27 protein-coding genes and 1 riboswitch are annotated in these 25028 nt (G+C 64.8%); of the genes, 8 read left to right on the top strand and 19 right to left on the bottom strand.

Annotated elements, in window-relative coordinates:
* Positions 1-220 precede the first annotated feature (220 nt).
* Entirely contained in the window at positions 221-889 is a 669-nt protein-coding gene (locus FJ957_RS24310) for a transglutaminase-like cysteine peptidase (protein WP_181180695.1), read from the top strand.
* Positions 890-931: 42 nt separating this feature from the next.
* Here the strand turns inward: FJ957_RS24310 and FJ957_RS24305 are convergent, their stop codons facing one another.
* Positions 932-2173 carry a class I SAM-dependent RNA methyltransferase gene (locus tag FJ957_RS24305; protein WP_140835346.1) on the bottom strand — a complete coding sequence of 414 codons (1242 nt, stop codon included), beginning with the start codon at positions 2171-2173 and terminating at the stop codon, positions 932-934.
* The gene (locus FJ957_RS24300; RefSeq protein WP_140835345.1) at positions 2170-2943 is read right to left on the bottom strand and encodes a TlyA family RNA methyltransferase; all 774 of its coding nucleotides are present in this window, start codon (positions 2941-2943) and stop codon (positions 2170-2172) included. Before FJ957_RS24300 ends, FJ957_RS24305 begins: the two co-directional genes overlap by 4 nt.
* 109 nt (positions 2944-3052) lie before the next feature.
* Here FJ957_RS24300 and FJ957_RS24295 point away from each other — a divergent pair, with 109 nt between their 5' ends.
* On the top strand, positions 3053-3454 hold the full coding sequence (locus FJ957_RS24295; RefSeq protein WP_140835344.1) for a GFA family protein: 402 nt from the start codon (positions 3053-3055) through the stop codon (positions 3452-3454).
* Here FJ957_RS24295 and FJ957_RS24290 read toward each other — a convergent pair.
* The 6 genes from FJ957_RS24290 to FJ957_RS24265 form a co-directional block, all read right to left on the bottom strand.
* Entirely contained in the window at positions 3451-3741 is a 291-nt protein-coding gene (locus FJ957_RS24290; protein ID WP_140659144.1) for a hypothetical protein, read from the bottom strand. The two genes, FJ957_RS24295 and FJ957_RS24290, sit on opposite strands and share 4 nt — an antisense overlap.
* 150 nt (positions 3742-3891) lie before the next feature.
* Complete coding sequence (dxs, locus tag FJ957_RS24285; RefSeq protein WP_140835343.1) at positions 3892-5799, bottom strand: 1-deoxy-D-xylulose-5-phosphate synthase; 1908 nt, start codon at positions 5797-5799, stop codon at positions 3892-3894.
* A 121-nt stretch (positions 5800-5920) separates the two neighbouring features.
* The gene (locus FJ957_RS24280; protein WP_140835342.1) at positions 5921-6841 is read right to left on the bottom strand and encodes a pirin family protein; all 921 of its coding nucleotides are present in this window, start codon (positions 6839-6841) and stop codon (positions 5921-5923) included.
* 9 nt (positions 6842-6850) lie between these two features.
* Positions 6851-7117, bottom strand: a complete 267-nt coding sequence (locus FJ957_RS24275) for a DUF2277 domain-containing protein (RefSeq protein WP_140835341.1) — start codon at positions 7115-7117, stop codon at positions 6851-6853.
* Between the two features lie 45 nt (positions 7118-7162).
* Positions 7163-7414, bottom strand: coding sequence for an exodeoxyribonuclease VII small subunit (locus FJ957_RS24270; protein WP_140705314.1), 252 nt, complete (start codon positions 7412-7414; stop codon positions 7163-7165).
* Between the two features lie 3 nt (positions 7415-7417).
* On the bottom strand, positions 7418-8344 hold the full coding sequence (locus FJ957_RS24265; protein WP_140835340.1) for a histone deacetylase family protein: 927 nt from the start codon (positions 8342-8344) through the stop codon (positions 7418-7420).
* Positions 8345-8458: 114 nt separating this feature from the next.
* Positions 8459-8636: riboswitch (cobalamin riboswitch) on the top strand.
* 42 nt (positions 8637-8678) lie between these two features.
* Here FJ957_RS24265 and bluB point away from each other — a divergent pair.
* Complete coding sequence (gene bluB / locus FJ957_RS24260; RefSeq protein ID WP_181180694.1) at positions 8679-9410, top strand: 5,6-dimethylbenzimidazole synthase; 732 nt, start codon at positions 8679-8681, stop codon at positions 9408-9410.
* Here bluB and FJ957_RS24255 read toward each other — a convergent pair whose 3' ends face one another.
* The gene (locus FJ957_RS24255) at positions 9411-10394 is read right to left on the bottom strand and encodes a hypothetical protein (RefSeq protein ID WP_181180693.1); all 984 of its coding nucleotides are present in this window, start codon (positions 10392-10394) and stop codon (positions 9411-9413) included.
* A gap of 129 nt (positions 10395-10523) precedes the next feature.
* Entirely contained in the window at positions 10524-11117 is a 594-nt protein-coding gene (locus FJ957_RS24250; protein WP_140835339.1) for a TetR/AcrR family transcriptional regulator, read from the bottom strand.
* A gap of 120 nt (positions 11118-11237) precedes the next feature.
* Here FJ957_RS24250 and FJ957_RS24245 point away from each other — a divergent pair, with 120 nt between their 5' ends.
* Positions 11238-12458: an MFS transporter gene (locus tag FJ957_RS24245; RefSeq protein WP_140835338.1), complete on the top strand. Its 1221-nt coding sequence runs from the start codon at positions 11238-11240 to the stop codon at positions 12456-12458.
* A gap of 185 nt (positions 12459-12643) precedes the next feature.
* Here FJ957_RS24245 and ribB read toward each other — a convergent pair whose 3' ends face one another.
* A complete protein-coding gene (ribB, locus tag FJ957_RS24240) occupies positions 12644-13744 on the bottom strand; it encodes a 3,4-dihydroxy-2-butanone-4-phosphate synthase (RefSeq protein WP_140835337.1) in 1101 nt (366 codons plus the stop codon).
* 91 nt (positions 13745-13835) lie between these two features.
* Entirely contained in the window at positions 13836-14951 is a 1116-nt protein-coding gene (gene aroC, locus FJ957_RS24235; protein WP_140835336.1) for a chorismate synthase, read from the bottom strand.
* Between the two features lie 246 nt (positions 14952-15197).
* Between aroC and FJ957_RS24230 the strand changes: the two genes are divergently transcribed.
* Complete coding sequence (locus FJ957_RS24230) at positions 15198-15461, top strand: DUF1344 domain-containing protein (RefSeq protein WP_041002438.1); 264 nt, start codon at positions 15198-15200, stop codon at positions 15459-15461.
* Between the two features lie 236 nt (positions 15462-15697).
* On the opposite strand, the gene FJ957_RS24225 is transcribed toward FJ957_RS24230, so the two are convergent.
* From FJ957_RS24225 to FJ957_RS24210, 4 genes are all read right to left on the bottom strand, one after another.
* Complete coding sequence (locus FJ957_RS24225; RefSeq protein WP_140835335.1) at positions 15698-16285, bottom strand: histidine phosphatase family protein; 588 nt, start codon at positions 16283-16285, stop codon at positions 15698-15700.
* Positions 16286-16337: 52 nt separating this feature from the next.
* On the bottom strand, positions 16338-17156 hold the full coding sequence (gene fabI, locus FJ957_RS24220; RefSeq protein ID WP_042641715.1) for an enoyl-ACP reductase FabI: 819 nt from the start codon (positions 17154-17156) through the stop codon (positions 16338-16340).
* A 107-nt stretch (positions 17157-17263) separates the two neighbouring features.
* Positions 17264-18190 (bottom strand): J domain-containing protein, encoded by a 927-nt coding sequence (locus FJ957_RS24215; protein ID WP_140835334.1) that lies wholly within the window; start codon positions 18188-18190, stop codon positions 17264-17266.
* A gap of 115 nt (positions 18191-18305) precedes the next feature.
* Positions 18306-18770, bottom strand: a complete 465-nt coding sequence (locus tag FJ957_RS24210; RefSeq protein WP_140835333.1) for an RT0821/Lpp0805 family surface protein — start codon at positions 18768-18770, stop codon at positions 18306-18308.
* Positions 18771-18810: 40 nt separating this feature from the next.
* Between FJ957_RS24210 and pdxH the strand changes: the two genes are divergently transcribed.
* Positions 18811-19428 (top strand): pyridoxamine 5'-phosphate oxidase, encoded by a 618-nt coding sequence (gene pdxH, locus FJ957_RS24205; RefSeq protein WP_140783440.1) that lies wholly within the window; start codon positions 18811-18813, stop codon positions 19426-19428.
* 18 nt (positions 19429-19446) lie between these two features.
* On the opposite strand, the gene FJ957_RS24200 is transcribed toward pdxH, so the two are convergent.
* Complete coding sequence (locus tag FJ957_RS24200; protein ID WP_140835332.1) at positions 19447-20481, bottom strand: LacI family DNA-binding transcriptional regulator; 1035 nt, start codon at positions 20479-20481, stop codon at positions 19447-19449.
* Between the two features lie 95 nt (positions 20482-20576).
* Between FJ957_RS24200 and FJ957_RS24195 the strand changes: the two genes are divergently transcribed.
* Positions 20577-21770, top strand: a complete 1194-nt coding sequence (locus FJ957_RS24195; RefSeq protein WP_140835331.1) for a phytanoyl-CoA dioxygenase family protein — start codon at positions 20577-20579, stop codon at positions 21768-21770.
* A gap of 50 nt (positions 21771-21820) precedes the next feature.
* Here the strand turns inward: FJ957_RS24195 and FJ957_RS24190 are convergent, their stop codons facing one another.
* Together FJ957_RS24190 and FJ957_RS24185 are read right to left on the bottom strand one after the other, a co-directional pair.
* A complete protein-coding gene (locus FJ957_RS24190; RefSeq protein WP_140835330.1) occupies positions 21821-22573 on the bottom strand; it encodes a crotonase/enoyl-CoA hydratase family protein in 753 nt (250 codons plus the stop codon).
* A gap of 26 nt (positions 22574-22599) precedes the next feature.
* Complete coding sequence (locus FJ957_RS24185) at positions 22600-24369, bottom strand: acyl-CoA dehydrogenase family protein (RefSeq protein WP_140835329.1); 1770 nt, start codon at positions 24367-24369, stop codon at positions 22600-22602.
* Between the two features lie 421 nt (positions 24370-24790).
* On the opposite strand from FJ957_RS24185, the gene FJ957_RS24180 reads away from it, so the two are divergent.
* Complete coding sequence (locus FJ957_RS24180; protein WP_140835328.1) at positions 24791-25027, top strand: hypothetical protein; 237 nt, start codon at positions 24791-24793, stop codon at positions 25025-25027.
* The last annotated feature ends 1 nt before the right edge of the window (position 25028 follow it).

Genomic DNA, 25028 nt, shown 5'->3' with positions numbered 1-25028 from the left:
CAGCGTGCTGGCGGGCCAAAAACACTTGAAGATATGGACGCGAGCGTACTCGCCGAAGCGCGGCAGTGCCACGCTCGGACTGATGCCAACTCGTGAGGAGGGGCAGCCTCTGCCTTACGCCAGACACAATCGTGTTAGGACATTATTAATTGTTTAATTGGCGGGGCGGGCGTTTGCGCATTAGCTTGTCGCCAGTCTTCTCGTTGCGGTGGTGTTGGCAATGCAGCGTTCCCCTGGCGTCCTGACCTCTTCTTTCCTCCTTGGCCTCGTTTCTTTGGTTGGCGCTTCATCGCTGCAAGTCGGCCCTGCAGCGGCGCAGTCGTCGCTGTTCAAGCTGACGACGACACGACTTGTTGCGAGCTCCGCCACCGTCGGCGGCAGCACCAGCGTTCCCTATGGCTGGCTCGATTTCTGTCATCGCCGGCCGAAAGAGTGCAAGGTGCCCGCTTTGCCCGCCACAAGCGTCAAGCTGACCGCGCAGAACATGAGCATCCTCAAGCGGATAAACCAGAAGGCGAACCGCTCCATCAAGCCCGTCAGCAATTACGATCACTGGGGCACGATGATGGACCACTGGGACTATCCGGTGGACGGCAAGGGCGATTGCAAGATCTACGCGCTCTACAAGCGCAAGCTTCTCCAGGAAGCGGGATTTCCCCGGCAGGCGCTGCTGATGACGGTGGTGCGCGACCTTCACGATGAGGGCCACACCATCCTGACGGTGAAGACCGACAAGGGCGATTTCGTCCTGGACAATCTGGTCGACGAAATCCGCCCATGGAACGCCACCGGCTATTATTTCCTGAAGCGCCAGTCGCAGCAGAACCCGAACAGCTGGGTTTCGATCAACCAGCGCGGCGGCACGGCGAAACGTTTTCCGAGCTCGTAGGACAAGTCGCCATTTGAGTGAAGTCAGCTGCAACCGGCAAGGCTATCGCCGCCGCTTCGGCTTCTCCAAAAGCGCCACGGCCTCGACATGCGGCGACCACAGGAACTGGTCGATCGGCGTGACGCTCTTCAGCGTATATCCGCCATCGATGAGGATGCGCAGATCGCGCGCCAGCGTCACCGGATTGCAGGAGACGGCGGCGACTAGCGGCACGTCGGAACGGGCGATCTGCTTCGACTGGTCCTCGGCGCCGGCGCGCGGCGGATCGAAGACCACTCCGTCGAAAGCGTTCAGCTCCTTGAAGGTCAGCGGCCGGCGGAACAGGTCGCGGCGTTCGCTGGTCACGCGCTTCAAGCCGCCGGCGAAGCGGAAGGCGCGGTCTAGCGCGGCGAGCGCCGACGCATCGCCTTCGACGGCATGGACTTCCGACCTCGCGCCAAGTCGTAGCGCGAAGCTGCCGCTACCGGCAAACAAGTCCGCGACCTTCCTGGCGCGCGACAGATGCTGGCCGACAAGGTCCGCCATTGCCTGCTCGGCGGCTTCCGTCGCTTGCAGGAAGGCGCCGGGCGGCACGGCAACGGCGACCGGTCCGAACTGCACCACCGGCTTCTTCGGCTCGACGACGATCTCGCCGTCGACGGAAAGCCGCGCCAGGCCCTCGGCCATGACGAAATTCGACGCGATACGGCGCTGGTGGTCGCCAAGCTTGCCGGCATCATGGACGGCAATGTCGAGGCCCGAAGCCGTGACGGTCACCGTCATATGGAACGCCTTCGGCGTGGCGCAGACCAATCCGGCCAAGGCGCGCAATTTGTCGAGCGCCGAGACGATCGCCGGCAGCGAGATCGGGCATTCCTCGATCGGGATGATCTCGGACGACAGCGCGCGCACGAAGCCGAGCAGCATGCCGGCATCCGTGCGCCTGGCGCTGAAAGTGACGCGGCGGCGGGTATGCGGCGCGCACGGCACCAGCGCAGCGATCTCGCAAGCCATGCCCTTGGCCTTCAGCGCCTGCACGACCTTCTCGCGCTTCCATTGCCGGTAGGCTTCGGCTTCGAAATGCTGCAGCGCGCAGCCGCCGCATTCGGTGAAATGGCGGCAGGCCGGGTCGATCCTGAGCGGCGAGGCTTCCAGCACCGACATCAGCGTGGCGCGTTCCTTCTGGCGCGCGGCCGTGACCGTCTCGCCCGGCAGCGTGAACGGGATGAAGACTTCCCCGCCTTCGGCGTTGGCGATGCCGTCGCCCTGCGAGCCCAGCCTGGCGATGGTGAAGCGTGTGCTCATCGCGACCCCGCATCCTTTATGGCGGCGAGCAGGAACTCGCGGTTGCCGTCGCCGCCTTCGATCGGCGACGGGTGCAGCCCGAGCACCCGCCAGCCGGAATTGCCGGCCAGCCAATCACGCAGGTTCTCGGCTATACGCCCGGCATCGTCCGGATCCTTGAGCAGGCCGCCCTTGCCGATCGCCTCGCGGCCGGCCTCGAATTGCGGCTTGACCAGAAGAATTGCCCTGGCGCCCTCGCCCGCCAATTCCAGCGCCGGTGGCAGCGCCAGCTTCAGCGAAATGAAACTGACGTCGCAGACAAGGAAAGCGGGAGCGCGGCCGCCGAGATCGACTGCCGTCAAATCACGCGCGTTCAATCCCTCGATGACGGTCACGCGTGGATCACCGGCAATCTCGGGACGCATCTGGCCGTGGCCGACATCGATTGCCGTGACATGCGCCGCGCCGCGCTCCAGCAGCACCTGGGTGAAGCCGCCGGTCGAGGCGCCGATATCGAGCGCCTCGCTTCCGGAAGGATCGAGGCCGAAATGGTCGAGGCCGGCGATCAGCTTCAGTGCCGCGCGCGACACATAGGCCTGCGCCGGATCGTCGATGGCGATCAGGCAGTCCGGCGCGACAGATTGGCCGGGCTTGCGGGCAATGGCGCCGTCAACCGTTATCGTGCCGCGCTCGATCGCGTCGCGGGCGCGTGAGCGGCTGGCAAACAGGCCGCGGCCGACGAGCAATTCGTCGAGCCGCTGGCGCTGGCTGGCTGGCAAAGGGGAACTCATCGGCCTTCATTGGCGAAAGCCGGGCGCGAACGCAATGGGTTTGAATATCGGGCGACAGGCTGCAGAATGCGGACAGGAACAGGCCGTTCGTCAGTTGATGGAGGTGGCGATGCTGAAAGGTACCTGTCATTGCGGCGCGGCCCACTGGACGCTGGAGGGCGATCCCGGTGGGATCACCGCCTGCAATTGCACGCTTTGCCGCCGCTACGGCACGCTTTGGGCCTATGACTATGTCGACGAGCGCATTCGCGTAGCCGGACCGCTGAAATCCTACACGCGCGCCGGGGTGGCCGAATGCTCGCTGGAGATCCTGTTCTGCCCGACCTGTGCCTGCGTCGTCGCCTGGCGCGGCCTGCGTTCCGGCAAGAGCGGCCGCACGCGCACCGCCGTCAATGTCAGGCTGGCGCCGCCCGAGGAAGTCGCCGACCTGCCGATCGACCATTTCGACGGCCTCGATACCTATGACGACCTGCCGCGCGACGGCCGCTGCGTGCGCGATATGTGGTTCTAAAATACGGTTCGCGAAACCCGGCGCTCGACGGCCGGCGTCAGGCCATCATTGCCGGAAGCTTCCCTGCGCGACGGCTCGACCGGCGCCGGCACAGCCGGCGTCGTCGCTTCCGGCACCATGACGAGTTGAGGAACCTGCCTGTAGGAGAAGGCGCCGCGGATGTTGCCCATCTTGCCGGCGACGATATCCAGCACCGCCTTTTCAAGGTTGCGGTCGTAACGCGTTTCGGCTGTCGCCGGCGCGGCCATGCCCGCCAAAAGCGCCATGCCGCACAGAAGCGTTTTCATTTTTGTTATCTCCCTGCCTGGCTCGAACTTCTAGCAGGGCGCCGTTGAAAATCGGCCAATAGACAGGGTAAGCGAACCGCCAAACGGGAGCGTTAACAGATAGTTACATCCGGAAGCCGGCAAAACGATTCAGGGTCTTGAAGTCCTGATTCAGGCGCGCTGCGCCTGAACGCCACGGCCGAGCGTCGCGAAGACAGTGCGCACGATACCCGCCGAATCCAGGCCGGCATCGGCATACATCTTTTCGGGTTTCGCGTGGTCGGTGAACGCGTCCGGCAGTACCAGCGGCCGTACCTTAAGGCCGCTTTCCAGCAGGCCTTCATGGGCCAGGAAATGCAGCACCTGGCTGGCGAAACCGCCAATCGCGCCCTCCTCCACGGTCACCAGCACTTCGTGCGAGCGGGCGAGCCGGCGGATAAGATCTTCGTCCAGCGGCTTGGCGAAGCGGGCGTCGGCGACGGTGGTGGACAGGCCCGCCGCGCCGAGTTCCTCGGCCGCCAGAAGGCAATCCTGCAGCCGTGTGCCGAAGGAAAGCAGTGCGACCTTGGTCCCTTCCTTGAGAATACGACCCTTGCCGATTTCGAGCAGCGAGCCGCGCTCCGGCATGTCGACGCCGACGCCGTTGCCGCGCGGATAGCGGAAGGCGATCGGGCCCTCATCATAGGCAGCCGCGGTGCGCACCATATGGCGCAGTTCCGCCTCGTCCGCGGCGGCCATGACGACGAAGCCCGGCAACGTAGCGAGGAAGGTGGTGTCGAAAGCGCCGCAATGGGTGGCGCCGTCGGCGCCGACGAAACCAGCGCGGTCGATGGGAAAGCGCACCGGCAATTTCTGGATCGCAACGTCGTGGACGACCTGGTCGTAGGCACGCTGCAGGAAGGTGGAATAGATGGCGGCGAAGGGCTTGTAGCCTTCGGTGGCCAGCCCGGCGGCGAAGGTCACCGCATGCTGCTCGGCGATGCCGACATCGAAAGTCCGCTTCGGGAACACCTCGCCGAACAGATCGAGGCCGGTGCCGCTCGGCATGGCGGCGGTGATGGCGACGATACGGTCGTCCTCACGCGCTTCCTGGATCAGGCTTTCCGCGAACACCTTGGTGTAGGCCGGCGCATTGGCCGGCGCCTTGGCCTGCGCGCCGGTGATGACGTCGAACTTGTTGACGCCGTGGTATTTATCGGCCGCGGCCTCCGCCGGCGCGTAGCCTTTGCCCTTCTGGGTCACGACATGGATCAGCACCGGGCCTTTGCCGTTGTCGCGCACGTTCTTCAACACTGGGATCAGATGTTCGAGATTGTGCCCGTCGATGGGGCCGATGTGATAGAAGCCGAGCTCCTCGAACAGGGTGCCGCCGGTGACGTAGCCGCGCGCATGCTCGACCGCCCTGGTGATGGCGCGGTCGGCGCGCTTGCCGAGATAGGATGTCAGCTTCTTGCCGAAATCGCGCAGGCCGAGATAGGCCTTGCCGGAGGCGAGCCTGGCCAGATAGGCGCTCATGGCGCCGGTCGGCGGCGCGATCGACATGTCGTTGTCGTTGAGGATGACGATCAGCCGGGCGTCGAGCGCCCCGGCATTGTTCAGGGCCTCGAAGGCCATGCCGGCCGACATCGAGCCGTCGCCGATGACGGAAATCACATTGTTGCGGCCGCCCGACAGGTCGCGCGCCATGGCCATGCCGAGGCCGGCCGAGATCGAGGTCGACGAATGCGCGGCGCCGAACGGGTCGTATTCGCTCTCGGCGCGCCGGGTGAAACCGGAGAGGCCGCCCTCCTGGCGCAGCGTGCGGATGCGCTCGCGGCGGCCGGTCAGGATCTTGTGCGGATAGGCCTGGTGGCCGACGTCCCAGATCAGCCGGTCGTTCGGGGTGTCGAAGACATAATGCAGGGCAACCGTCAGCTCGACGACGCCGAGGCCGGCGCCGAGGTGGCCGCCCGTCTGCGAGACGGCGTCGATAAGCTCGGCGCGCAGTTCGGCGGCAAATTGCGGCAGCGCGCCCTCATCGAGCGTCCGCAAATCCGCCGGAATGCGGACTTTGTCGAGCAGCGGCGTGTCTGGCTTCACTCGGGCGCGTCCTGCGTCAATCGATCGACACGGCGCTATCAGCAGATTGCGCCATAATCATGCGCGGAATAGGCCGCCGGCGGACGAATGTAAATGCGCGCCAGTGACGCGCAAGCGGACCCTAATTCTCCGGCAGCGGGATGAACTCTTCTTCATCGCCGGGAACGATATCGAAGCGGCCTGTCTTCCATTCCTGCTTGGCCTGCTCGATGCGTTCCTTCGAGGACGACACGAAATTCCACCAGATGTAGCGCTTGGAGCCGAGCGAAGCCCCGCCGAACAGCATGAAATGCGCGCCGCGCTCGGAGGAAACGATGATCTCCTCGCCCGGCTTGAACACCAGGAGCCGCTCGGCCGGGAAAATATCGCCGGCGATCGAGACGTCGCCTTCCAGCGTGTAGATGGCGCGCTCCTCGGCATCGGCCGGGATCTTCACGCTTGCACCCGACGCTAAGCGCAGATCGGCATAAAGCGTGTCCGAGGCGGTCGCCACGGGCGAGTGCAGGCCTGAGAACGCGCCAATGACGACGCGGCCGCTGACACCCTCGGCATCGATCTGCGGCAAGCGGGCCACCGACGTGTTAGCGAACACCGGGGCAATCTCCTCCTTGCTGTCGGGCAGCGCCAGCCAGGTCTGCAGGCCGGAGACCGACATCGGCGCGCCGCGCAGTTCTTCCGGCGTGCGCTCGGAATGAACGATGCCGCGCCCGGCTGTCATCAAATTCACGTCGCCCGGCGCGATCACCATTTCGGTGCCGAGCGAATCCCGATGCCTGATCTTGCCGTCGAACAGGTAGGTGACGGTGGAGAGGCCGATATGTGGATGCGGGCGCACGTCGAGCGCATGGCCGGCGCGCAGGATCGCCGGCCCCATGCGGTCGAAGAAGATGAACGGCCCGACCAGACGGCGCTTCGCCGTCGGCAGGGCGCGGCGCACCTCGAAGCCGCCAATGTCCTTGGCGTTGGGCACGACCATCAACTCGATCTGGTCGCAGGCGAAGGCATCGCCCGGTTCAGGATCGTTTCCCGGAAAGAAGCTCATGTCGGATCCTCAGGCGAAACGCAGCGCCGACCTGGCCTTCGCCTTGGCAGCTTCTTCCTCGCGATTGCGCGGTTCCTGGTTGGTTTCGAGCGAATCGATCAATTCGCGCGCGATAGCTGTGATCGCCTCGACCGCATGGTGGAAGGCATGCTCGTTGCGCTTGGAGGGCTTGGTCGAGCCGCTCAGCTTGCGCACGAATTGCAGCGCTGCGTCATGCACTTCGTCATTGGTCGCCGGTGGCTCGAAATTGGCCAGGGTCTTGATGTTGCGGCACATAGCTTGAACTCCTTACCTGCTTTGTCTGCCTCACCGTCGTCCAAATTACTCTGCGTCCAACGGCTCCGTTCCTACCGGCTTGCCGTCGCGCGACAGTCTGATCTTCTCGACCTTGTCCTCGGCCGCTTTCAGCAGCCGGTCGCAATGCGCCTTCAGCGCTTCGCCGCGCTCATAGATCTTGATCGACTGGTCGAGCGGGACGTCGCCACGCTCAAGATCATCGACGATCTTCTCCAGCGCGTCGAGCGCCTGTTCGAAGCTCATCGCCTTGACGTCCTCATTGTCTTCCAATGCCATACCCTATCCCTTCATCAGCCGCCCGACATGGGCGGCGACTGAAAATGCCAGTCCCTGCAGATCGTAGCCGCCTTCCAGCAAGCTGACGAGCCTGTTGGAGCTGTGGCGGCCGGCGCGTTCCATCAATTGCCCGGTCGCCCAGTCGAAATCATCCTCGGTCAGGTTGATCTCCGCCAGCGGGTCGCGATGGTGCGCGTCGAAGCCGGCTGAAATGATGATCAAGTCCGGCGCGAACGCATCGATCGAGGGCAGCACACGCGACAGGAAGGCGTCGCGGAACAGGTCGCTGCCGGTCTGCGGCGCGAGCGGCGCGTTGACGATGTTGCCGGCGCCGGTTTCGCTTTTCGCTCCGGTACCGGGATAAAGCGGCATCTGGTGCGTCGAGCAATAGAGAACCGACGGGTCGTCCCAGAAAATGTCCTGGGTACCATTGCCGTGGTGGACGTCCCAGTCGACGATGGCGACGCGCTCGGCCTGATGCTTCTTCTGCGCGTAGCGGGCGGCGATCGCGGCCGTGTTGAACAGGCAGAAGCCCATCGCGGTGGTCTTTTCGGCGTGGTGACCCGGCGGGCGGGCGGCGACGAAGACGTTTGCCGCGCGGCCCTCGAAAACATCGTCGACCGCCGCGTTGGCGCCGCCGATCGCCGTCACCACGGCCTGCCAGCTTTTCGGGCTGGCGCTGGTATCGGCGTCGATCGACACGATCCCGCTCTCAGGGATCGCGGCGCGGACACGCTCGACGAAATCCTCGGGATGCGCATAGAGAATCGTTTTCTCGTCGCCTTCGGGCGCCTTGACGCGGTCGAGCGCCGAAAAAGCCTCGTCGTCGAGCACGCGTTCGATGGCGCGCAGGCGGTCGGGCCGCTCGGGATGGCCGGGCGGCGTGAGGTGTTCCAGAAAGATCGGGTGCGTGTAGAGACGGGTGGCCATGGCGCCTAATCTAGGCACCGGCGGCGCGGATGACCATGTTTGAAAGCCGAATGGCTGGGGAAAATTGCGCCAGCCCGTGTCGCTGGCGCCATTGGCGCGGCGCAAGCTTCGCGGTAAGGTTCTTCGCTGCCTGGTGCCCGCGACGCGGGAGAATCGGGAACACGGTTGAACTCCGTGGCGTGCCCAACGCTGTGAGGGGGACCGCGCCGGCAAAGCCACTGTCGATGACGGGAAGGCGCCGGATGCGGGAGGATCCCGAGCCAGAAGACCGGCCCGGCAGACATGGTTTTCCGCTTGGTCAGGCGGGAAATTGCTTGTCGCAAGGGGAAAAGCGATGACGGCAGCAGCGATCGCCGCGAGCGGCGACGACTTTGACCAATTGGCGCGCGACGCGGTCTATCGGGCGATGTTCACCAGGCGTGACGTGCGCAGCCATTTTATCCCCGACGATCTCGACGACAGCGTGTTGGCGCGGCTGATCACCGCCGCGCATCATGCGCCGTCGGTCGGCTACATGCAGCCGTGGAACTTCATCGTCATCCGCGATGCAGGCAGGCGTCGGCAGGTGCGCGACCTGTTCCTCGCCGCGCGCGAGCAGGAGCTGCCGGCGATCGAGGCGGAACGGCAGGCGCTATACCGCAAGCTTAAGCTCGAGGGCATCTGCGAAAGCGCGCTCAATCTGTGCATCACCTGCGACCGGCAGCGGTCGAAGGATTCGCCGCTCGGGCGCTGGCACAATCCGGAGATGGACCTCTACAGCACCGTCTGCGCGGTGCAGAATTTCTGGCTGGCGGCGCGGGCCGAGGGTGTCGGCGTCGGCTGGGTCAGCATCATCGAGACGGAAGCGCTGAAGCAGCTCTTGTCGATCCCGGAACATGTGACGCCGATCGCCTATCTCTGCGTCGGCCGCGTCTCTGCCTTCGCGCCGAAGCCCGATCTCGAGGCGCATGGCTGGGGCAAGCGCCTGCCGTTGCCCGAACTGGTGATGAGCGAGACTTTTCGCGGCGCCGGCGAGGCGCCGCTCAAATCGGCGATCGCAAGGCTAGGCGGTCCTTCGAAATCCTGATCAGGCGGCCCGGGGCGTATCCCAGCGCGAGCCGCCGCCGAAGGAGCCCAGCGCCTTGTCGCGCAGTTCCCTGAACTTGGACGAGGCCTCGGCCAGCCGGTGGTCCCATTCGGGATTGGGCACCTGGCCCTCGATGGCTTCGAAATAGACCTGCATAAGCGAGGCAATGGCGAAGGGCTCGATGAAGGCCGCCTTGAAGGCCCAGGCAAAGACGATGGCGAGCACGAAAGCCCAGCCGGCAAGCTGGCCCGGCATGACCCAGAGGATCGCGGCCGCGGGTGCCAGCATCAAAAGGAAGATGACGAAGGACACGCCCCACATGATCGCCGCCAGCCAGACGGCGTTCTTGACCATGTGCTTGCCGTTCTGGGCGTAGAGGACGACGCCTTGCCTGGCCGTCTCGAAAGGCGTGCTCGATTTGATGCGGATGTTGTAGCCGAGGATGATCTCGTCGACATAGGTCAGCGAGATACGGATGATGGTGTTGATGAAGCCGACCAGGCCGCTCAGGCCCGGGATCGGCAGGAAGGCGGCTATGCCGCCGATCAGGCCGGTGATGGCGCGGATGGCGCCCTTGACCAGCTGGTCGACGACGAAAAGGATGTTGGCCTCGGCGAAACGCTGGGTGACCACTTCCTTGGCATAGGCGATCTGGTTCTGCCCGTCAGGGACATCGTGGCCGTCGATCAGATGCACCATGACGGCGATATGGCCCGCCTTCAGCACATAGAGGATGTATTCGCGGATCCAGTAGACGGCGATCGAGACGACGCCGAAGCCGACCACGCCGCCCCAGAGCGCGAAGGACATCGGGCTGTCCGGATCGGTCGAGATGTGACCGACGCCGTAGCCGACGCTGGCGCCCGTGCCGGTCGCCATGATGTAGGCTACCGTGATGCCGAAATAGACGATCATGCGAAAGACGATGAACGGCCACGTCCGTATCATGATGGACACCGACCTGCCGATGCTGAAGTCCCACATGCCCGACTCCCCACACCTTCAGAGAATGGCCGGGGAGGATGCGCTCGCCCTATTGATTGTCAATCGCGGCAGGGTTGCACCGATCCGAAACCGGTGCACAACCCTATGCTTGGTTACCCAAGCGTGCCGTCAAACCCTCTTGCGCAAGCCTTCAAGCAGTTGCTTGAACGCCGCGATCACCTTCTTCGACGTCGCTTCGGGATCGTTCGAATTGGCGATGCGCTGTGCGGCCTGGCTGCTGGCGCCATTGATCAGCCGTGAGGTCGTCTCAGGATCAAGTTCTGGAACGACCACCCCCTCGTCCTGCAGCTTCGTCAGATGATCGGTCATCGAGGCGGTGCAAGCGCTGGCATTCGGCCACTGCGCCGGGTCGCCGAGCACCGCCGGGCCGTCGCGGAACATGATGCGCTGGATTTCCGGCTCCAGCGCCATCTCGATATAGGTGGTGCATTCATCGACGAAATGCTGCCAACGGGTCGGCGCCTTCGAAGCCACCTCGTTCACCCGCACGGCCATTTCGCCGTCGATCTCGGCGATCACCGCCTGCAGCAGCCCCTTCTTGTCGCCGAAATGATGGTAGAGCGCGCCGCGCGTCAGGCCGGCCGACGCGGTGAAATCGTCCATCGAGGCCTCGGCGTAGCCGACCGTGCCGAAGGCATGGCGGGCGGCCGCGATCAGCTTGGCGCGCGTTTCGGCGATCATCTCCTTGCGCGGTCTGTGCATGGCTCTGGCCCTACTAACATACGCCTCGTATGCCAATTGACATACGCAGCGTATGAACTATCTCACATTCATACGCAGCGCATGTAGTTTTAGTATGCAGCCTTGTCGAGGAGCAGGATCATGCGAAACCCCTATGCGGACATTTTTCGGGCTCCCGGCACGAAAGGCTTTGCCGCGGCCGCCTTCATCGCGCGGCTGCCGATCGCCATGGCGCCGATCGGCATCGTGGCGATGCTGTCGCAGACGCATGGCGAATATTGGCTGGCCGGGGCGGTCTCGGCGACCTACGCCCTTGTGAATGCTGTCTTGTCACCGCAGATCTCGCGATGGGTGGATCAGCTTGGCCAAAGCGCGATTGCCCTGCCGACCACGCTCGTCTCGGTGCTTGCCTTCACGACATTGATCGTGGCGGCCAACCAGCACTGGCCGGCCTGGACCCTGTTCGGGTCGGCGCTGCTTGCCGCCGCCATGCCCAACATCCCGGCGCTGGTCAGGGCGCGCTGGACCGAGATCTTCCGCGATCGTCCCGAGTTGAGCACCGCCTTCGCGTTCGAATCGGCCGCGGACGAACTGGTCTATGTCGCCGGCGCCTCGCTGTCGGTGGGCTTGAGCGCGGCGCTGTTCCCCGAAGCGGGCATGGTGGTCAGCACATTGCTGCTCTCGCTCGGTTCGGCGGCATTCCTGCTGCAGCGTTCGTCCGAACCGCCCATCCGCCCGGCGGAACATGGCGCGACCGGTTCGGCGATCCGCCTGCGGCCGGTGCAGATCATCACCTTCGCGCTGATCTTTGTCGGCGCGACCTTCGCCACCACGGAAGTCACCACCGTCGCCATCACCAAGGCGCTCGGCCAACCGCAAGCGGCGAGCCTCGTCATCGGCGTCTATGCGCTGGGATCCTTCGTGCTCGGCATCATCGTCGGCGCGCTCAGCCTGAAGGCGCCGCTGCAGCGGCAACTGGCGGTCGCGGTCACGGTGATCGCGCTCACCACGCTGCCATTGCTTTTCGCCGACACGGTGCCGACGCTGGCGCTGGCGGTCTTCGTCAGCGGCGTCGCGATCTCGCCGACCTTCATCACAGCCTTCGGCCTGATCGAGCGCCACGTGCCGCCGGCAATGCTCACCGAAGGCGTCACCTGGGTGACCACCGGCATCGGCATCGGCATGGCGCTGGGCTCCTTCGCCGCTGGCTGGATGGTCGACAATTTCGGTCCGCAGAACGGGTTCTGGGTGTCGGTGGTGGCCGGGGCGATCGCGCTGACCACCGTGCTTGCAGGGCAGTGCCGGCTGGCGACGGGCGATTGCGACGCGGACAGGGGCGTAGCGGTGGTGCCTGCGGAGTGACGGTTAGTCGGCCGTCCGATCATCATCGCAGACGTTGGCAGTTAGCCGAGGCCTCCGCGACATCGTCATCCACGGGCGGAGCGACGCGAAGCGGAGACCCGAGGATGACGAAATTCCGGAGGCTTCGGTCAATCAGCAACGCGGGCAGAGCTGCCAGCGGGACGGTGCGTCAGTCCTTCGACAGACTACAGAATCTCGGTCTTGGCGATATGGATGCCGAACCCTTCGAGGCCGACATAGTGGCGCTCGCGCGAGGCGATCAGGTTGATCGAGGAGATGCCGAGGTCCTTGAGGATCTGGGCGCCGAGGCCGATCTCGCGCCATTCGTTCTCGCGGCGGCGGGCTTCCTCATGATCCTCGCGGTCGCCGCTCGCCGGGCGCTTGCGCTCCTGGTGGGCGACGCCGACCGAACCCTCGCGCAGATAGACGATGACGCCGCGCCGGCGCTCGCCCATCGCCTTCATGATGCCGTCGAGGCGATGGCTGGTGCCGAAGACGTCGGTGACGACATCTTCCGAATGCAGGCGCACCGGCACGTCCTCGCCGTCGCGTATGTCGCCGAAGACGACCGCGACATGGTGCATGGAATCCCAGGGCAGCGTGTAGGTGAAGACCTGCGCCTTGCCGCCGGGCGTGTCGATGTCAGAGCAGGCGACGCGCTCGACCAGCGTTTCCTTGCGCTGGCGGTAGGCGATTAGGTCTGCGACCGAGACCTGCTTCAGGCCATGCTGTTCCGCGAAGGCCTGCACTTCAGGGCCGCGCTTGACCGTGCCGTCGTCGTTCACCAGCTCGGAGATGACGCCGACCGGCGGCAGACCGGCGAGCTTGCAGAGATCGACCGCGGCCTCGGTGTGGCCGGAGCGCATGAGCACGCCGCCTTCGCGCGCGATCAGGGGGAAGATGTGGCCGGGACGCACGAAATCGGACGGGCCGACATTGCCGTTGGCAAGATTGCGCACGGTGAGCGTGCGGTCGTCGGCGGAAATGCCGGTCGTGGTGCCGTGCTTGAAATCGACGCTGACCGTGAACGCGGTGGTGTGGGCGGAGTCATTGTCCGCCACCATCGGCGCGAGGTTCAGCCGCCTGGCATCGTCACGCAGCATCGGCGTGCAGACGATGCCGGAGGTGTTGCGGACGATGAAGGCCATCTTCTCCGGCGTGCAGTGGACGGCGGCGACGATCAAATCGCCTTCGTTCTCGCGCCCGTCATCGTCCATGACGACGACGATCTCGCCGCGCTCGAAGGCGCGGATCGCTTCGACGATCTTTTTCTGGTCGTAAGGCATTGATGCTCGCTTCGCTCGCAGGAATTAGGCAGTAGGCAGTAGGCAGTAGGCAGTAGAAGAAAGAAAACGGCTGTGTCGGGCGGTCTACTGCCTATTCCCTACGGCCTACTGCCTTCCCTGTCTGTCCTCTGTGCCGCAGATAATGATCGGCGACCGCGCAGGCAACCATGGCCTCGCCGATCGGCACGGCGCGGATGCCGACGCACGGGTCATGGCGTCCCTTGGTCATCACTTCCACATCCTTGCCGTCCTTGTCGATCGACTGGCGCGGGGTCAGGATCGACGAGGTCGGCTTGACGGCGAAGCGGGCGACGATCGCCTGTCCGGTCGAAATGCCGCCCAATATGCCGCCGGCATTGTTGGACAAAAACACCGGCTTGCCGTCATTGCCCATGCGCATCTCGTCGGCGTTCTGTTCGCCGGTGATGCGGGCCGCCTCGAAGCCGTTGCCGATTTCGACGCCCTTGACGGCGTTGATCGACATCAGGCCCGACGCGATGTCCTGGTCGAGCTTGGCGTAGATCGGCGCTCCGAGGCCCGGCGGCACGCCGTCGGCGACGATCTCGATCACCGCGCCGACCGAGGAGCCGGCCTTGCGGATGCCGTCGAGATAGGCGGTGAAGACCGGGACGGATGCCGGATCGGGGGTGAAGAACGGATTTTCGGCATCGCCGACGAAATTCCAGTTCCAGTTGGCGCGGTCGATCTGTTTTTCGCCCATCGACACCAGTGCGCCGCGCACCACCATGCCAGGCACTATCCTGCGGGCAAGCGCGCCGGCCGCCACGCGGGCCGCAGTCTCGCGCGCCGAGGAGCGGCCGCCGCCGCGGTGGTCGCGCAGCCCGTATTTGACGTCGTAGGTATAGTCGGCATGGCCCGGCCGGTACTGGCGGGCGATCTCGCCGTAATCCTTGGAGCGCTGGTCGACATTCTCGATCAGCATCGACACCGGCGTGCCGGTGGTGATCATCGTCTCGCCGTCTTCGTCGAGGATGAAGCCGGACAGGATCTTGACCTCGTCCGGCTCGCGGCGCTGGGTGACGAAGCGCGACTGTCCAGGGCGGCGGCGGTCGAGCTCGGCCTGGATATCCTCGCGCCTGAAGCGAATGCCGGGCGGGCAGCCGTCGACAACGCAGCCGAGCGCGGCGCCGTGGCTTTCACCCCAGGTGGTGACGCGGAAGAGATGGCCGAATGTGTTGTGAGACATGGAAATCGCCCTGCCCGGCGGCGGAGCCGGCAACCTGAAGTGGTGCAGCATCCCCTGCGCATCCAAAAGCACGCGCGGCGCTGCCGGCTTGCGTTCTATTGGCGTTTTCCACAGTGGTCAAACGCTGCATCAAACTGTGATCTGGCGGATTTAGTTTTGACACATTCGGTTGGTTTCTGCTCTCTTCCCATCCGCCGTTGAGGATCCGCCGCTGACCAGCCGGCGCAATGACCAAAGAGGACGACGATGCGTACCCTGATTGGCGCCGCCTGCGCCATGTTGCTGATTTCCACCGCCGCCGCGTTCGCCGGCCAGACCGAAGGCCTGATCAAGAAGGTCGACAAGGACACGCTGACGCTGACGCTTGACGACGGCAAGGCCTACAAGCTCAACGCCGAGACCGATATCGATTCGCTCAAGCCCGGCATGGACATCGTCATCGCCTATGACGTGACCAATGGCGAGAATGTCGTGACGGATATGCAGCTGCCCGACAGCGACCAGAATTAGCTTTCGAGTTAGAGGCTGAAGCGCCCGTGTTTCGTCATTCTAGGGCGAAGCAAGGAGCGTAGCGACGCGCGCAGACCCTAGAACCGTTACGTCGACCCTTTGCAGCGGTGCAGAACCGGTTCTCTTCTGCACCGTTTTTACCATTTGACCTAGGTCGCGGCATGGATTCCAGGGTCTACGCGCGTCGCTCCGCTCCTTGCTCCGCCCTGGAATGACGAAGCGGAGGCGCGTCTGCCTCAAAGCCACTCCAAACTGCGGCCCTCCAGCCGTAGCAGACGATCCTGCGGCACCTCGAGGCTGGCGGCCTCCTGCTTGGAAAAGCCCGCGACCAAGCGGAAGAAGCAGCGGATGACGCCGCCATGGGTGACGCAGACGGTCGGCTGGCTCAGCGCGTCGAGCCACGGCTTGATCCGCTCGAGCAGCATCTCGTAGCTTTCGGCGCCCTCGCCTGGCGGCTGGAAATCCCATTTGGCGTGGCGGCGGCCGTCGGTTGAACCAGGGACGCGCTCCTCGAGCTCGGCGAAGGTGAAGCCCTGCCAGTCGCCGAAGCTTATCTCGACCAGACGCGGGTCGGTGCGGTAGGCCGAAGGATCGAGCCCCATCGCTTCGCGCACCAGTTCCATCGTCTCGCGGGTGCGCCGCATCGGGCTGGCGACGAAGTCGAAATCCGCAGGATTTCTGACGAGCTCCGCCAGCCGCTGACCGTTGCGCCTCGCCTGCTTGCGCCCAAAATCGTTGAGGTCGGTGTCGGCCTGGCCCTGCAGGCGGTGCTCGGCATTCCACTCGGTCTGGCCGTGGCGCGCGATGTAGACGAGCGGATACATCAGGTCTTCCGTAGGTCGGGCCAGGGCCTGGACGGATGATAGGCGGAGGCGATCAGTCCTTGACGGTCGAGATATCCGGCGCGTCGACCGCCTTCATGCCGACGACATGGTAGCCGGAATCGACATGATGGACCTCGCCGGTCACGCCGCGCGACAGATCCGACAGGAAGTAGACGCCGGAATCGCCAACCTCCTCCTGGGTGACCGTTTGCTTGAGCGGCGAATTGTACTCGTTCCACTTCAGGATATAGCGGAAGTCGCCGATGCCGGAGGCGGCCAGCGTCTTGATCGGACCGGCCGAGATCGCGTTGACGCGGATCTTCTTGGCGCCGAGGTCGACGGCCAGATAGCGCACGCTCGCTTCGAGCGCCGCCTTGGCGACGCCCATGACGTTGTAATGCGGCATCACTTTCTCGGCGCCGTAATAGGTCAGCGTCAAAAGCGAGCCGCCATCGGTCATCAGCGGCTCGGCGCGCTTGGCGATGGTGGTGAAGGAAAACACCGAGATGTCCATGGTGCGCAGGAAATTGTCGCGCGTCGTCTCGACATAGCGGCCGGTCAGCTCGTCCTTGTCGGAGAAGGCGATGGCATGGACGAGGAAGTCGAGCTTGCCCCAATGCTTGGCGATGTCGGCAAAGACGGCGTCAAGGCTTTCCGGGTCGGTTACGTCGCAATGGCCCGCGACATGCGCGTTGAGCTCGGCCGCGAGCGGCTCGACGCGCTTCTTGAAGGCCTCGCCCTGATAGGTCAGCGCAATCTCGGCGCCATGATCGACGCACGCCTTGGCGATACCGAAAGCGATCGACCGATTGTTGGCGACGCCGAGGATCAGGCCCCGCTTACCGGCCATCAGGCCCTGTCCACCTGCCATGTGCAAGCTCTCCGCAAGAATATCTGCTTTGTGGAGAGCCTATCGCACAGGCACAAAGCCCCTTCAAGCGCTCAAAAGACACTGTAACGGGAACAAAATTCCGCCGATCAGCCTTTTTGGCGGCGCATAAGGGCCTCAAGCTCGGCATCGCCGCCTTCCGGCAGCATCAGCCGCACATGGGCATAGAGATCGCCATGGCCACCGGCCTTTTCCGGCAGGCCCCTGCCCTTGAGGCGCAGCACCTTGTCCGAGCTCGACCACGCCGGAACGTTGACCGCAAGCTTGCCGGTCGGCGTCTCGACCGCCACCTTGGCGCCGAGCACGGCGTCGGCCAGATCGACGGGCAGATCGACATGCAGGTCGCGCCCTTCGATGCGGTAGCGGGCGTGGCGGCGGATATGGATCTTGACCAGCGCGTCGCCCGGCTGGCCCGGGCCCTGCTCGCCCTGGCCCTTCAGACGAATCGTCTGGCCGTCCTCGACATAGGCCGGCAGCTTGACCGCCACCTTGCGGCCGTCGGGAAACATCGCCGTCACCTTATCGGCGGTGGCTGCCTCCTCGACGCTGATATCCATGGTGACATTGAGATCGGCCGCCTGGACCGGCTGGCGACGATCGCCCCGGCCGGCGCCGCGGGCGCCGGAAAAGGCATCGCCGAAGATCTGGCTGAAGATGTCGCTGTTGCCGTCGAACGGATCGCCGCCGGGACGTCCGCTGCGGAACTCGAAATGCGCGCCGCCCGGGCCCTGCTGACGGCGGAACCCGGCGAACGGGTCGCCGCTGGCCGCGCCCTCGAAGCCCTGGAATTTCGGCTTGCCTTCGGCGTCGATCTCGCCGCGATCGTAGGCGCCGCGCGCCTTTTCGTCGCCGACGACTTCGTAGGCCTGGTTGACGGCGGCAAAACGGTCCTTCGCCTTGGGATCATTCGGATTCTGGTCCGGATGATGCTTCTTGGCGAGCTTGCGGTAAGCCGATTTTATGTCCTTGGCCGATGCGTTCTTGGCAACGCCCAGCACCTCATAGGGGTCGCGCATGCTTCCTGCCTGCAAGAGAGATTGAATTCACGGGTCGCCCCCTATATGCGCTCGCATAGGAAGAAATTCCAGTGCCGCAAGGGGAATTGGCGCCCGAAAATCAAAGCGCCCGAAATCAGAGCGCCTTGAATTCCTGCATGCGCCAGCCGCCGGCACCGGCCAGGCACAGTTCGCCCTTGTAGAGGGCAACGCCGTCGAAGCTCTCGCGCGTGGCGCTGAAACGGCGGCAGGTCAGGCCGCCATCCTTCAGTTCCACCAATTCGGTGATCGCGCCGCGCGAGCCGGTGCCGGCATTGGCCCATGGCACGGCCTGGCCGCCCAGTTCCTTGATGTCGGCGGAGGAAACGGCGTTGCCGATGGTGGTCTGGTCGGAGTCCTTGTCGGCCGCCGCCGGAGCCGCGGGCGAGGACGGCGCGCTGGAGGTGATGATCGAGCGGTCGACCTCTGCCTTTTCCAGGCTGAAGCCGCCGGCGCCGCAGGCGGCAAGAGGAAGCGCCAACGTCAACAGCGCAGCCTTGGCACTGGCCGAAGCGATAACGCTCCATTGCCTGCTGTCAAAAGCTTGCGCGATACGCGACAATCGGCGAACTCCTCCCGCAATATTAAAAATTTGGAAAACTATGAACGAAACCGAGTTAACAAGCAGTGACTTCACAGAGGCTGCGGAGCCGTTCCGGCTCTTTGCCGCATGGCTGGAGGACGCAACCAAAAGCGAGATCAACGACGCCAACGGCGTCGCCCTGGCGACCGTCGACGCCGACGGCATGCCGGATGTGCGGATGGTGCTGCTCAAGGGGTTCGACGAAAAGGGGTTTGTCTTCTATACGAATTTCGAGAGCGCCAAGGGCCGCGAGATTCTTGGCAGCATGAAGGCGGCGATGTGCTTCCATTGGAAATCGCTGCGCCGCCAGGTGCGGGTGCGCGGGCCGGTGGAGATCGTCAGCGACGCCGAGGCCGACGCCTATTATGCGACCAGGCCGCGCGGCAGCCGCATCGGCGCCTGGGCCTCGAAACAGTCTCGGCCGCTGGAGGGCCGCTTCGCGCTGGAAAAGGCGGTGGCCGAATACACGGCGCGCTACGCCATCGGCGAGATCCCGCGGCCGAAACACTGGTCGGGCTTCCGCATCATGCCGCAGACGATCGAGTTCTGGCACGACCGCCCGTTCCGCCTGCATGACCGGGTCGTCTTTTCGCGCAACGCGCAAGGCGGTTGGGACAAGGTCAGGCTTTATCCCTGAAGCACTGTGGCATTGCCCCTATGTGTTGCCAACCGCCTGCGGCACGTTGAAGGGCGTGATGATCTGGATGTTGGCCATGCCCGAGACCGGCGATTTCGGCAGCAAGCCATGCGCGCGCATGACATGCAGGCATGCGCTTCGCATGTCGTGGCCGAGATCGTGATGCAGCACGGCGCTGATGCGCCCGGCACGCAGGAGCGCGAGATTGTCGGCGTCGAGGTCATGCCCGACAAAGGCGCGGCACGTGCGGCCGAGCGCGGCGAAGGCTTCGACGATGGCACGGTTGCCGCCGCCGATCGAATAAACGCCGGCAATGTCGGAATTGGCTCGCAAGGCCGCGAGCGCGAGCATGCCGGTGTTGCGATCGAGGCCATGGCCCTCGCTGACCTCGACGATGCCGAGCGCCGGATAGCGCTCGCGGAGCGCTTGCCGGAAGCCTATCTCGCGCTCCTCCTCGCCGCGAAACCGGTTGCTGCTGATGGTGACGAGGATGCGCGCCGGCCCGCCGCCAAGCCACTCGCCGAGAAGATAGGCCGCGGTCTCGCCGGCCGCCCGGTTGTCCATGCCGACATAGGCCTGCCGACCCGTGTCGGGAAGATCCGTCACCAGGGTGACGACGGGGATGCCGGCGGCGATGAGCCCGGCCGTCGCGCTCCTGACCTCCGCGACATCGGGCGCCTTGAGGAACACGCCGTTGCTGCCGCGCCGCCGCAAGGTCTCGATGATGGCGACCGTGTCGCCGACGCCGCGCGTCTCGGCGAAATGGTAGCGGGCACGAAAGATCACCGGCTGCAGCGACGGCATCGCCTGTTCCAGCCCCTGCCGCACCGCCTCGCTGAAGCGTGACGGAGTTTCCATGACGACGTCGAGGACAAGCTTGCGGCCGGAAAGGCCGATCTGGTCGCGCTGCTTTTCAAGCTCGCCGATAGCCTGCCTGACCCGCCGTACGGTGTGCTCGCGCACGCCCGGCCTCTCGTTGAGAACGCGGTCGACCGTCGCGAGGCTGAGCCCGGCCTGGAGAGCGATATCCTTGACGAGAAACGGACGAGACATCTTCTGAGGTGTTTTTGAGGTGTTTCGGAGGCAAACGGCGCCCCAGATTGCGGTATACGGCAATGACAATCGGGACCGCAACAGGAGGATGCGTCATGAAGGCCGACAACCCAGCGAAGATCCGGTCCGAACGGGTCTGGCTGACCAAGGACCAGTGCGACATCGAAAGCTTCCGGACGATCGTCGAGCAGACGACCAACCCCGCCGACTACCCCTTCGCCGCCAGTGTCGAAAAGAACGTGCTGATCTATGACGGCGACGCCGTCCGCAAGGCGGCAGCCGACCCCGAGACGCGCAAGGCGCTGCTGGCGGAGTGGGTCGAGGCGATGACCAGCGGGCCCGGTGTCGTGGCCTTCAAAAGAGCGTTCGCCGACACGACGCCGGTCGATACGGCGACCAAGCTCTTCAACGAGATGATCGCCGAGCAGCACGCCGCGGGAACCGGCGGCGGCGACCATTTCGCCAAGCCGGGCGCCAATGACCGCATCTGGAACGCGCTGGAAAAATTCTGCCTGCGCGACCCGCAAGCCTTCGCCGCCTATTACGCCAACGACATCATCGCGCTGATTTCGGAAGCCTGGCTCGGCCCGGCCTATCAGATGACCTCGCAGATCAACTGCGTGAATCCGGGCGGCGCCGCGCAATCGGCGCATCGCGACTATCATCTGGGTTTCCAGACCCCCGAAGTGATCGAGCGCTATCCGGTGCATGTGCACAGCATCTCGCCGGTGCTGACGCTGCAAGGGGCCGTCGCCCATTGCGACATGCCGCTGGAGAGCGGGCCGACGCTGTACCTCCCCTACTCGCAAGCCTATTTGCCGGGATATCTCGCCGCGGGCTTGCCGGAGTTCAAGGCGTATTTCGCCGAGCATCACGTGCAGCTTGCCCTGGAAAAGGGCGACGCCGCTTTCTTCAACCCGGCGCTGTTCCACGCCGCCGGCAACAATCGCTCCGCAGACGTCCGCCGCATGGCCAATTTGCTGCAGGTGTCGTCAGGCTATGGCCGCGCGATGGAAAGCGTCGACCGCACCAGGATGAGCCGCGCGCTCTATCCGGCGATACAGAAGATGCTGGCAACCGGCGCGATCTCGCAAGCGGCGGCCGCGAACGCGATCGCCTCGACGGCGGAAGGATATTCCTTCCCAACCAATCTCGATCGCGATCCGCCGATCGGCGGGCTGGCGCCGGAAACGCAGCAGGCGCTGTTCCACCGCGCGCTCGAAGCCGGATGGACAGCAGAGGCTTTCGGCAAGGCGCTGGACGAACAGGCGGCCAAGAAGCTGACGTGAACAGGCGGACACCCGCCGCGGCGGGCGCTTTCGTGGGATGGGCTTCGAGCCTATCCCTTCTTGCGCGTCATGAAAGCAGTGAGCGCGGCGCGCGCCTCTTCGGAGGTCAGCCGCTCGCGGAAATGCTGGCTCTCGACCTCGATGCGGGCGACGAGTTCCTCGCGCGGCTCGCGCATCAGGTCGCGCGCGATCTTCAGCGCCTGCGGCGGCTTGGCGGCGATGCCGTTGGCCGCGGCCAGCACCGCGCCTTCCAGTGCGTCTTCTGCGACGACGTCGTAGATCATACCGGCCGCCTTGGCGCGCTCGGCCGAAAAGCCTTCGCCGAGGCCGAGCAGCGCGAAGGCGCCCTGCCGGCCGAGGAGCCGCGGCGCGATCAAGCTCGAGCCGGCCTCCGGCACCAGGCCGAGATCGACGAAGGGCGTACGGAAAATCGTGCGCGGGGTGGCGAACGTCAGGTCGCAATGCAGGTTGAGCGTGGTGCCGATGCCCACCGCAATGCCGTCGACGCCCGACACCATCGGCTTCTCGGACTTGGCCAGCGCCATCAGGAAATCCCAGACCTCGTCGCCGCCCTCGCCGCCGGTGGCGATGACCAGGAAATCGGCGAGGTCGTTGCCGGCGGAGAAGGCGCCCGGAACGCCGAGGAAGACATGCACGCGGACCGCCGGATCGGCATCGCCTTCGGCAAGCGCGGTCGACATCTTGGCGTACATGGCGCGCGTCAGCGCGTTCTTCTTGTCCGGGCGGTTGATGCGGATGATCTGCACAACACCATGGCGCTCGACGAGGATATGGTCTGTCACGGTTGGTCCTTTGAAGGTCGGGATGCCTAAGCGGAAATCAGAGCCTTGCCGGCGGCGGCGAGGCTCTCGGCGCCGTCGATGACGCGCTCCTTGAGCGCGTGCGTCTCGCCAAGCAGGTTTTCGGCAAAGAAGCGGCAAAGCGCGATGCGGCTGCGGTCGGCCAGCCCGCCTTGCGCCAGATAGGCGCCGCCGGCGGCGAGCGAGATCAGGCGCAGATAGGGCGTGGCGCCGGCCATCGCGGCGTCGGCATTGCCGTCGGCAAGCAGTTTCTGCAGGAAGCGCGTCGCTTCGTCGAGATCGGCAAGCGCACGGTCGAGATTGTCGGCGGTGCGGCCGAAGCCTTCGATGTTGGAGGTGCGCACCGCATCGGCCACCGCTTTCAATTCGCCGATGTAGCCATGCACATGCTCGCCGCCGCCGAGCGACAGCTTTCGCGCCACAAGGTCGATCGCCTGGATGCCGTTTGTGCCTTCATAGATCGGCGCGATGCGCGCATCGCGATAGAGCGCGGCGGCACCCGTCTCCTCGATGAAGCCCATGCCACCATGCACCTGGACGCCAAGCGAGGCGACCTCGACGCCGACATCGGTCGAGAAGGCTTTGGCGAGCGGCGTCAGCAGGTTGGCGCGGTCGCGCCAATTGGCGGCGGCCTCGCCCTCGCCGAGGCGCGCACGATCGAGCGCATGCGCGCAGGAATAGCTGATCGAGCGGGCGATCTGGGTCAGCGCCCGCATGGTGAGCAAACTGCGCTGCACATCGGGATGATGGACGATCGGCGCCATGCCGGAGCCGGAATAGTCCGAGGCCTTGCCCTGGCGGCGCTCATTAGCATAGGCGATCGCCTTCTGCGTCGCGGTCTCGGCCACCGCCACGCCCTGCATGCCGACGGCAAGACGGGCGTTGTTCATCATGGTGAACATACAGGCCAGCCCGTTGTTCTCCTCGCCGATCAGCCAGCCGATGGCGCCGGGCTTGGCGCCCTGGAAACCGTCGCCATAGATCATGGTGCAGGTCGGCGAGGCATGGATGCCGAGCTTGTGCTCGAGGCCGGAACAGAAGACGTCGTTGCGGCCGCCGAGCGAACCATCGTCGTTGACGAAGAACTTCGGCACCAAAAACAGCGAGATGCCTCGCGTGCCCGCCGGCGCGTCGGGCAGCCGCGCCAGCACCAGATGCACGATGTTGTCGGTGAAATCGTGCTCGCCATAGGTGATGAATATCTTCTGGCCGAAGATGCGGTAGGTGCCGTCGCCGACGGGCTCGGCACGGCTGCGCAAGGCCGCGAGATCCGAGCCCGCCTGCGGCTCGGTCAGGTTCATCGTGCCCATCCACTCGCCGGAGACGAGTTTCGCGAGGTATTTGGCCTTGAGTTCCTCCGAGGCGTGCTTGTCCAGCGCCTCGACCGCGCCCATGGTGAGCGTCGGGCCGATGCCGAAGGCCATGGCGGCGGAATTCCACATTTCGAGCGCGGCGACGCCGAGCATCGTCGGCAGGCCCTGGCCGCCGAATCCTTCCGGCCCGGACAGCGCGTTCCAGCCGCCGTCGATCCAGCGCCGGTAGAGTTCCTTCCAGCCGGGCGGCGTGGTGACGGCAGCGTCCTTCAGTACCGCGCCATGCTCGTCGCCGATCTTATAGAGCGGAGCGACCTCCTCGCTGGCGAAGCGTCCCGCCTCGGCCAGGATCGCGTCGACCAAGTCCTCGCCGAGATCGCCGAAAATGCCGGCGTCGAGCGCCGGCTTCAGCCCCGCCACCTGCTTCAGCGTGAAGGCGATGTCGTCTACCGGCGCGCGATACATGTCTGATTCTCCTGCGTTCCGGCCAATCCTAGTGCATGGCCGAAGCGAAACCAGACGTCGATTTCGCGCCTTCTTTTTACGTAAGCGTCAAACTTTGTCACGCGGATTTTGCAAGCGTAGGCTTCGTCGTCCACGGGCGGAGCGACGCGAAGCGTCGCGCAGACCCGAGGATCCATTCCGTGCCCTTGGCCATGGAGTGCAGCGGAGCAGAATTCTGGATCGTCGAAACGCCTCGACGTCACGGAATGGATCCTCGGGTCTGCGCGCGTCGCTTCGCTCCTTGCTCCGCCATAGAATGACGAAATCGCGATAGCCATGGCCAATTTTTCAAGGCTGCAATTGCCGCTGAAAATTTCTACGACGAATTGCATCCGGCTGGTATGATCCGCCGATTGTAGAGCAAAGCGAACCGGAACACCCCATGCTTGCCAGACCCGACGCCTATCGCTGCATCGAATGCGGCTTGCCTTACCGGGCGCCCGGGTTCTCGTACTATCACGGCATGATCGAGGAAGGCCCCGCCTACTGGACCGATCGCGGCATATTGTGCTCTGCGCAATGCTCGCTCGCGCATCACAAGAAGCGCAAGGCGGAAGGCACGCTGCCGCAGGAGCCGGCGCCCAATCCGTTCGAAGTCCCGTCGCTGTTTAAGCGTTGAT

The sequence above is a fragment of the Mesorhizobium sp. B2-4-6 genome, assembly GCF_006442775.1.
Taxonomy (GTDB): domain Bacteria; phylum Pseudomonadota; class Alphaproteobacteria; order Rhizobiales; family Rhizobiaceae; genus Mesorhizobium.
Note: the sequence above shows the minus strand (reverse complement) of the source record. Positions and strands in the feature narration are given on the sequence as shown.

Excerpts from the sequence above, each read along its gene's own strand:
- FJ957_RS24185 (WP_140835329.1), bottom strand. The coding sequence starts at position 24,369 with ATGTATCGCGCGCCGGTAGACGACATCGCCTTCACGCTGAAGCAGGTG.
- FJ957_RS24180 (WP_140835328.1), top strand. The coding sequence starts at position 24,791 with ATGCTTGCCAGACCCGACGCCTATCGCTGCATCGAATGCGGCTTGCCT.
- FJ957_RS24245 (WP_140835338.1), top strand. The coding sequence starts at position 11,238 with ATGCGAAACCCCTATGCGGACATTTTTCGGGCTCCCGGCACGAAAGGC.
- FJ957_RS24230 (WP_041002438.1), top strand. The coding sequence starts at position 15,198 with ATGCGTACCCTGATTGGCGCCGCCTGCGCCATGTTGCTGATTTCCACC.
- FJ957_RS24265 (WP_140835340.1), bottom strand. The coding sequence starts at position 8,344 with ATGGCCACCCGTCTCTACACGCACCCGATCTTTCTGGAACACCTCACG.
- FJ957_RS24200 (WP_140835332.1), bottom strand. The coding sequence starts at position 20,481 with ATGTCTCGTCCGTTTCTCGTCAAGGATATCGCTCTCCAGGCCGGGCTC.
- FJ957_RS24275 (WP_140835341.1), bottom strand. The coding sequence starts at position 7,117 with ATGTGCCGCAACATCAAGACCCTGGCCAATTTCGAGCCACCGGCGACC.
- aroC (WP_140835336.1), bottom strand. The coding sequence starts at position 14,951 with ATGTCTCACAACACATTCGGCCATCTCTTCCGCGTCACCACCTGGGGT.
- FJ957_RS24295 (WP_140835344.1), top strand. The coding sequence starts at position 3,053 with ATGCTGAAAGGTACCTGTCATTGCGGCGCGGCCCACTGGACGCTGGAG.
- FJ957_RS24290 (WP_140659144.1), bottom strand. The coding sequence starts at position 3,741 with ATGAAAACGCTTCTGTGCGGCATGGCGCTTTTGGCGGGCATGGCCGCG.
- FJ957_RS24270 (WP_140705314.1), bottom strand. The coding sequence starts at position 7,414 with ATGGCATTGGAAGACAATGAGGACGTCAAGGCGATGAGCTTCGAACAG.
- FJ957_RS24305 (WP_140835346.1), bottom strand. The coding sequence starts at position 2,173 with ATGAGCACACGCTTCACCATCGCCAGGCTGGGCTCGCAGGGCGACGGC.
- FJ957_RS24300 (WP_140835345.1), bottom strand. The coding sequence starts at position 2,943 with ATGAGTTCCCCTTTGCCAGCCAGCCAGCGCCAGCGGCTCGACGAATTG.
- FJ957_RS24310 (WP_181180695.1), top strand. The coding sequence starts at position 221 with ATGCAGCGTTCCCCTGGCGTCCTGACCTCTTCTTTCCTCCTTGGCCTC.
- FJ957_RS24195 (WP_140835331.1), top strand. The coding sequence starts at position 20,577 with ATGAAGGCCGACAACCCAGCGAAGATCCGGTCCGAACGGGTCTGGCTG.
- FJ957_RS24280 (WP_140835342.1), bottom strand. The coding sequence starts at position 6,841 with ATGAGCTTCTTTCCGGGAAACGATCCTGAACCGGGCGATGCCTTCGCC.
- bluB (WP_181180694.1), top strand. The coding sequence starts at position 8,679 with ATGACGGCAGCAGCGATCGCCGCGAGCGGCGACGACTTTGACCAATTG.
- ribB (WP_140835337.1), bottom strand. The coding sequence starts at position 13,744 with ATGCCTTACGACCAGAAAAAGATCGTCGAAGCGATCCGCGCCTTCGAG.
- FJ957_RS24215 (WP_140835334.1), bottom strand. The coding sequence starts at position 18,190 with ATGCGCGACCCCTATGAGGTGCTGGGCGTTGCCAAGAACGCATCGGCC.
- FJ957_RS24225 (WP_140835335.1), bottom strand. The coding sequence starts at position 16,285 with ATGTATCCGCTCGTCTACATCGCGCGCCACGGCCAGACCGAGTGGAAT.
- fabI (WP_042641715.1), bottom strand. The coding sequence starts at position 17,156 with ATGGCAGGTGGACAGGGCCTGATGGCCGGTAAGCGGGGCCTGATCCTC.
- pdxH (WP_140783440.1), top strand. The coding sequence starts at position 18,811 with ATGAACGAAACCGAGTTAACAAGCAGTGACTTCACAGAGGCTGCGGAG.
- FJ957_RS24250 (WP_140835339.1), bottom strand. The coding sequence starts at position 11,117 with ATGCACAGACCGCGCAAGGAGATGATCGCCGAAACGCGCGCCAAGCTG.
- FJ957_RS24255 (WP_181180693.1), bottom strand. The coding sequence starts at position 10,394 with ATGTGGGACTTCAGCATCGGCAGGTCGGTGTCCATCATGATACGGACG.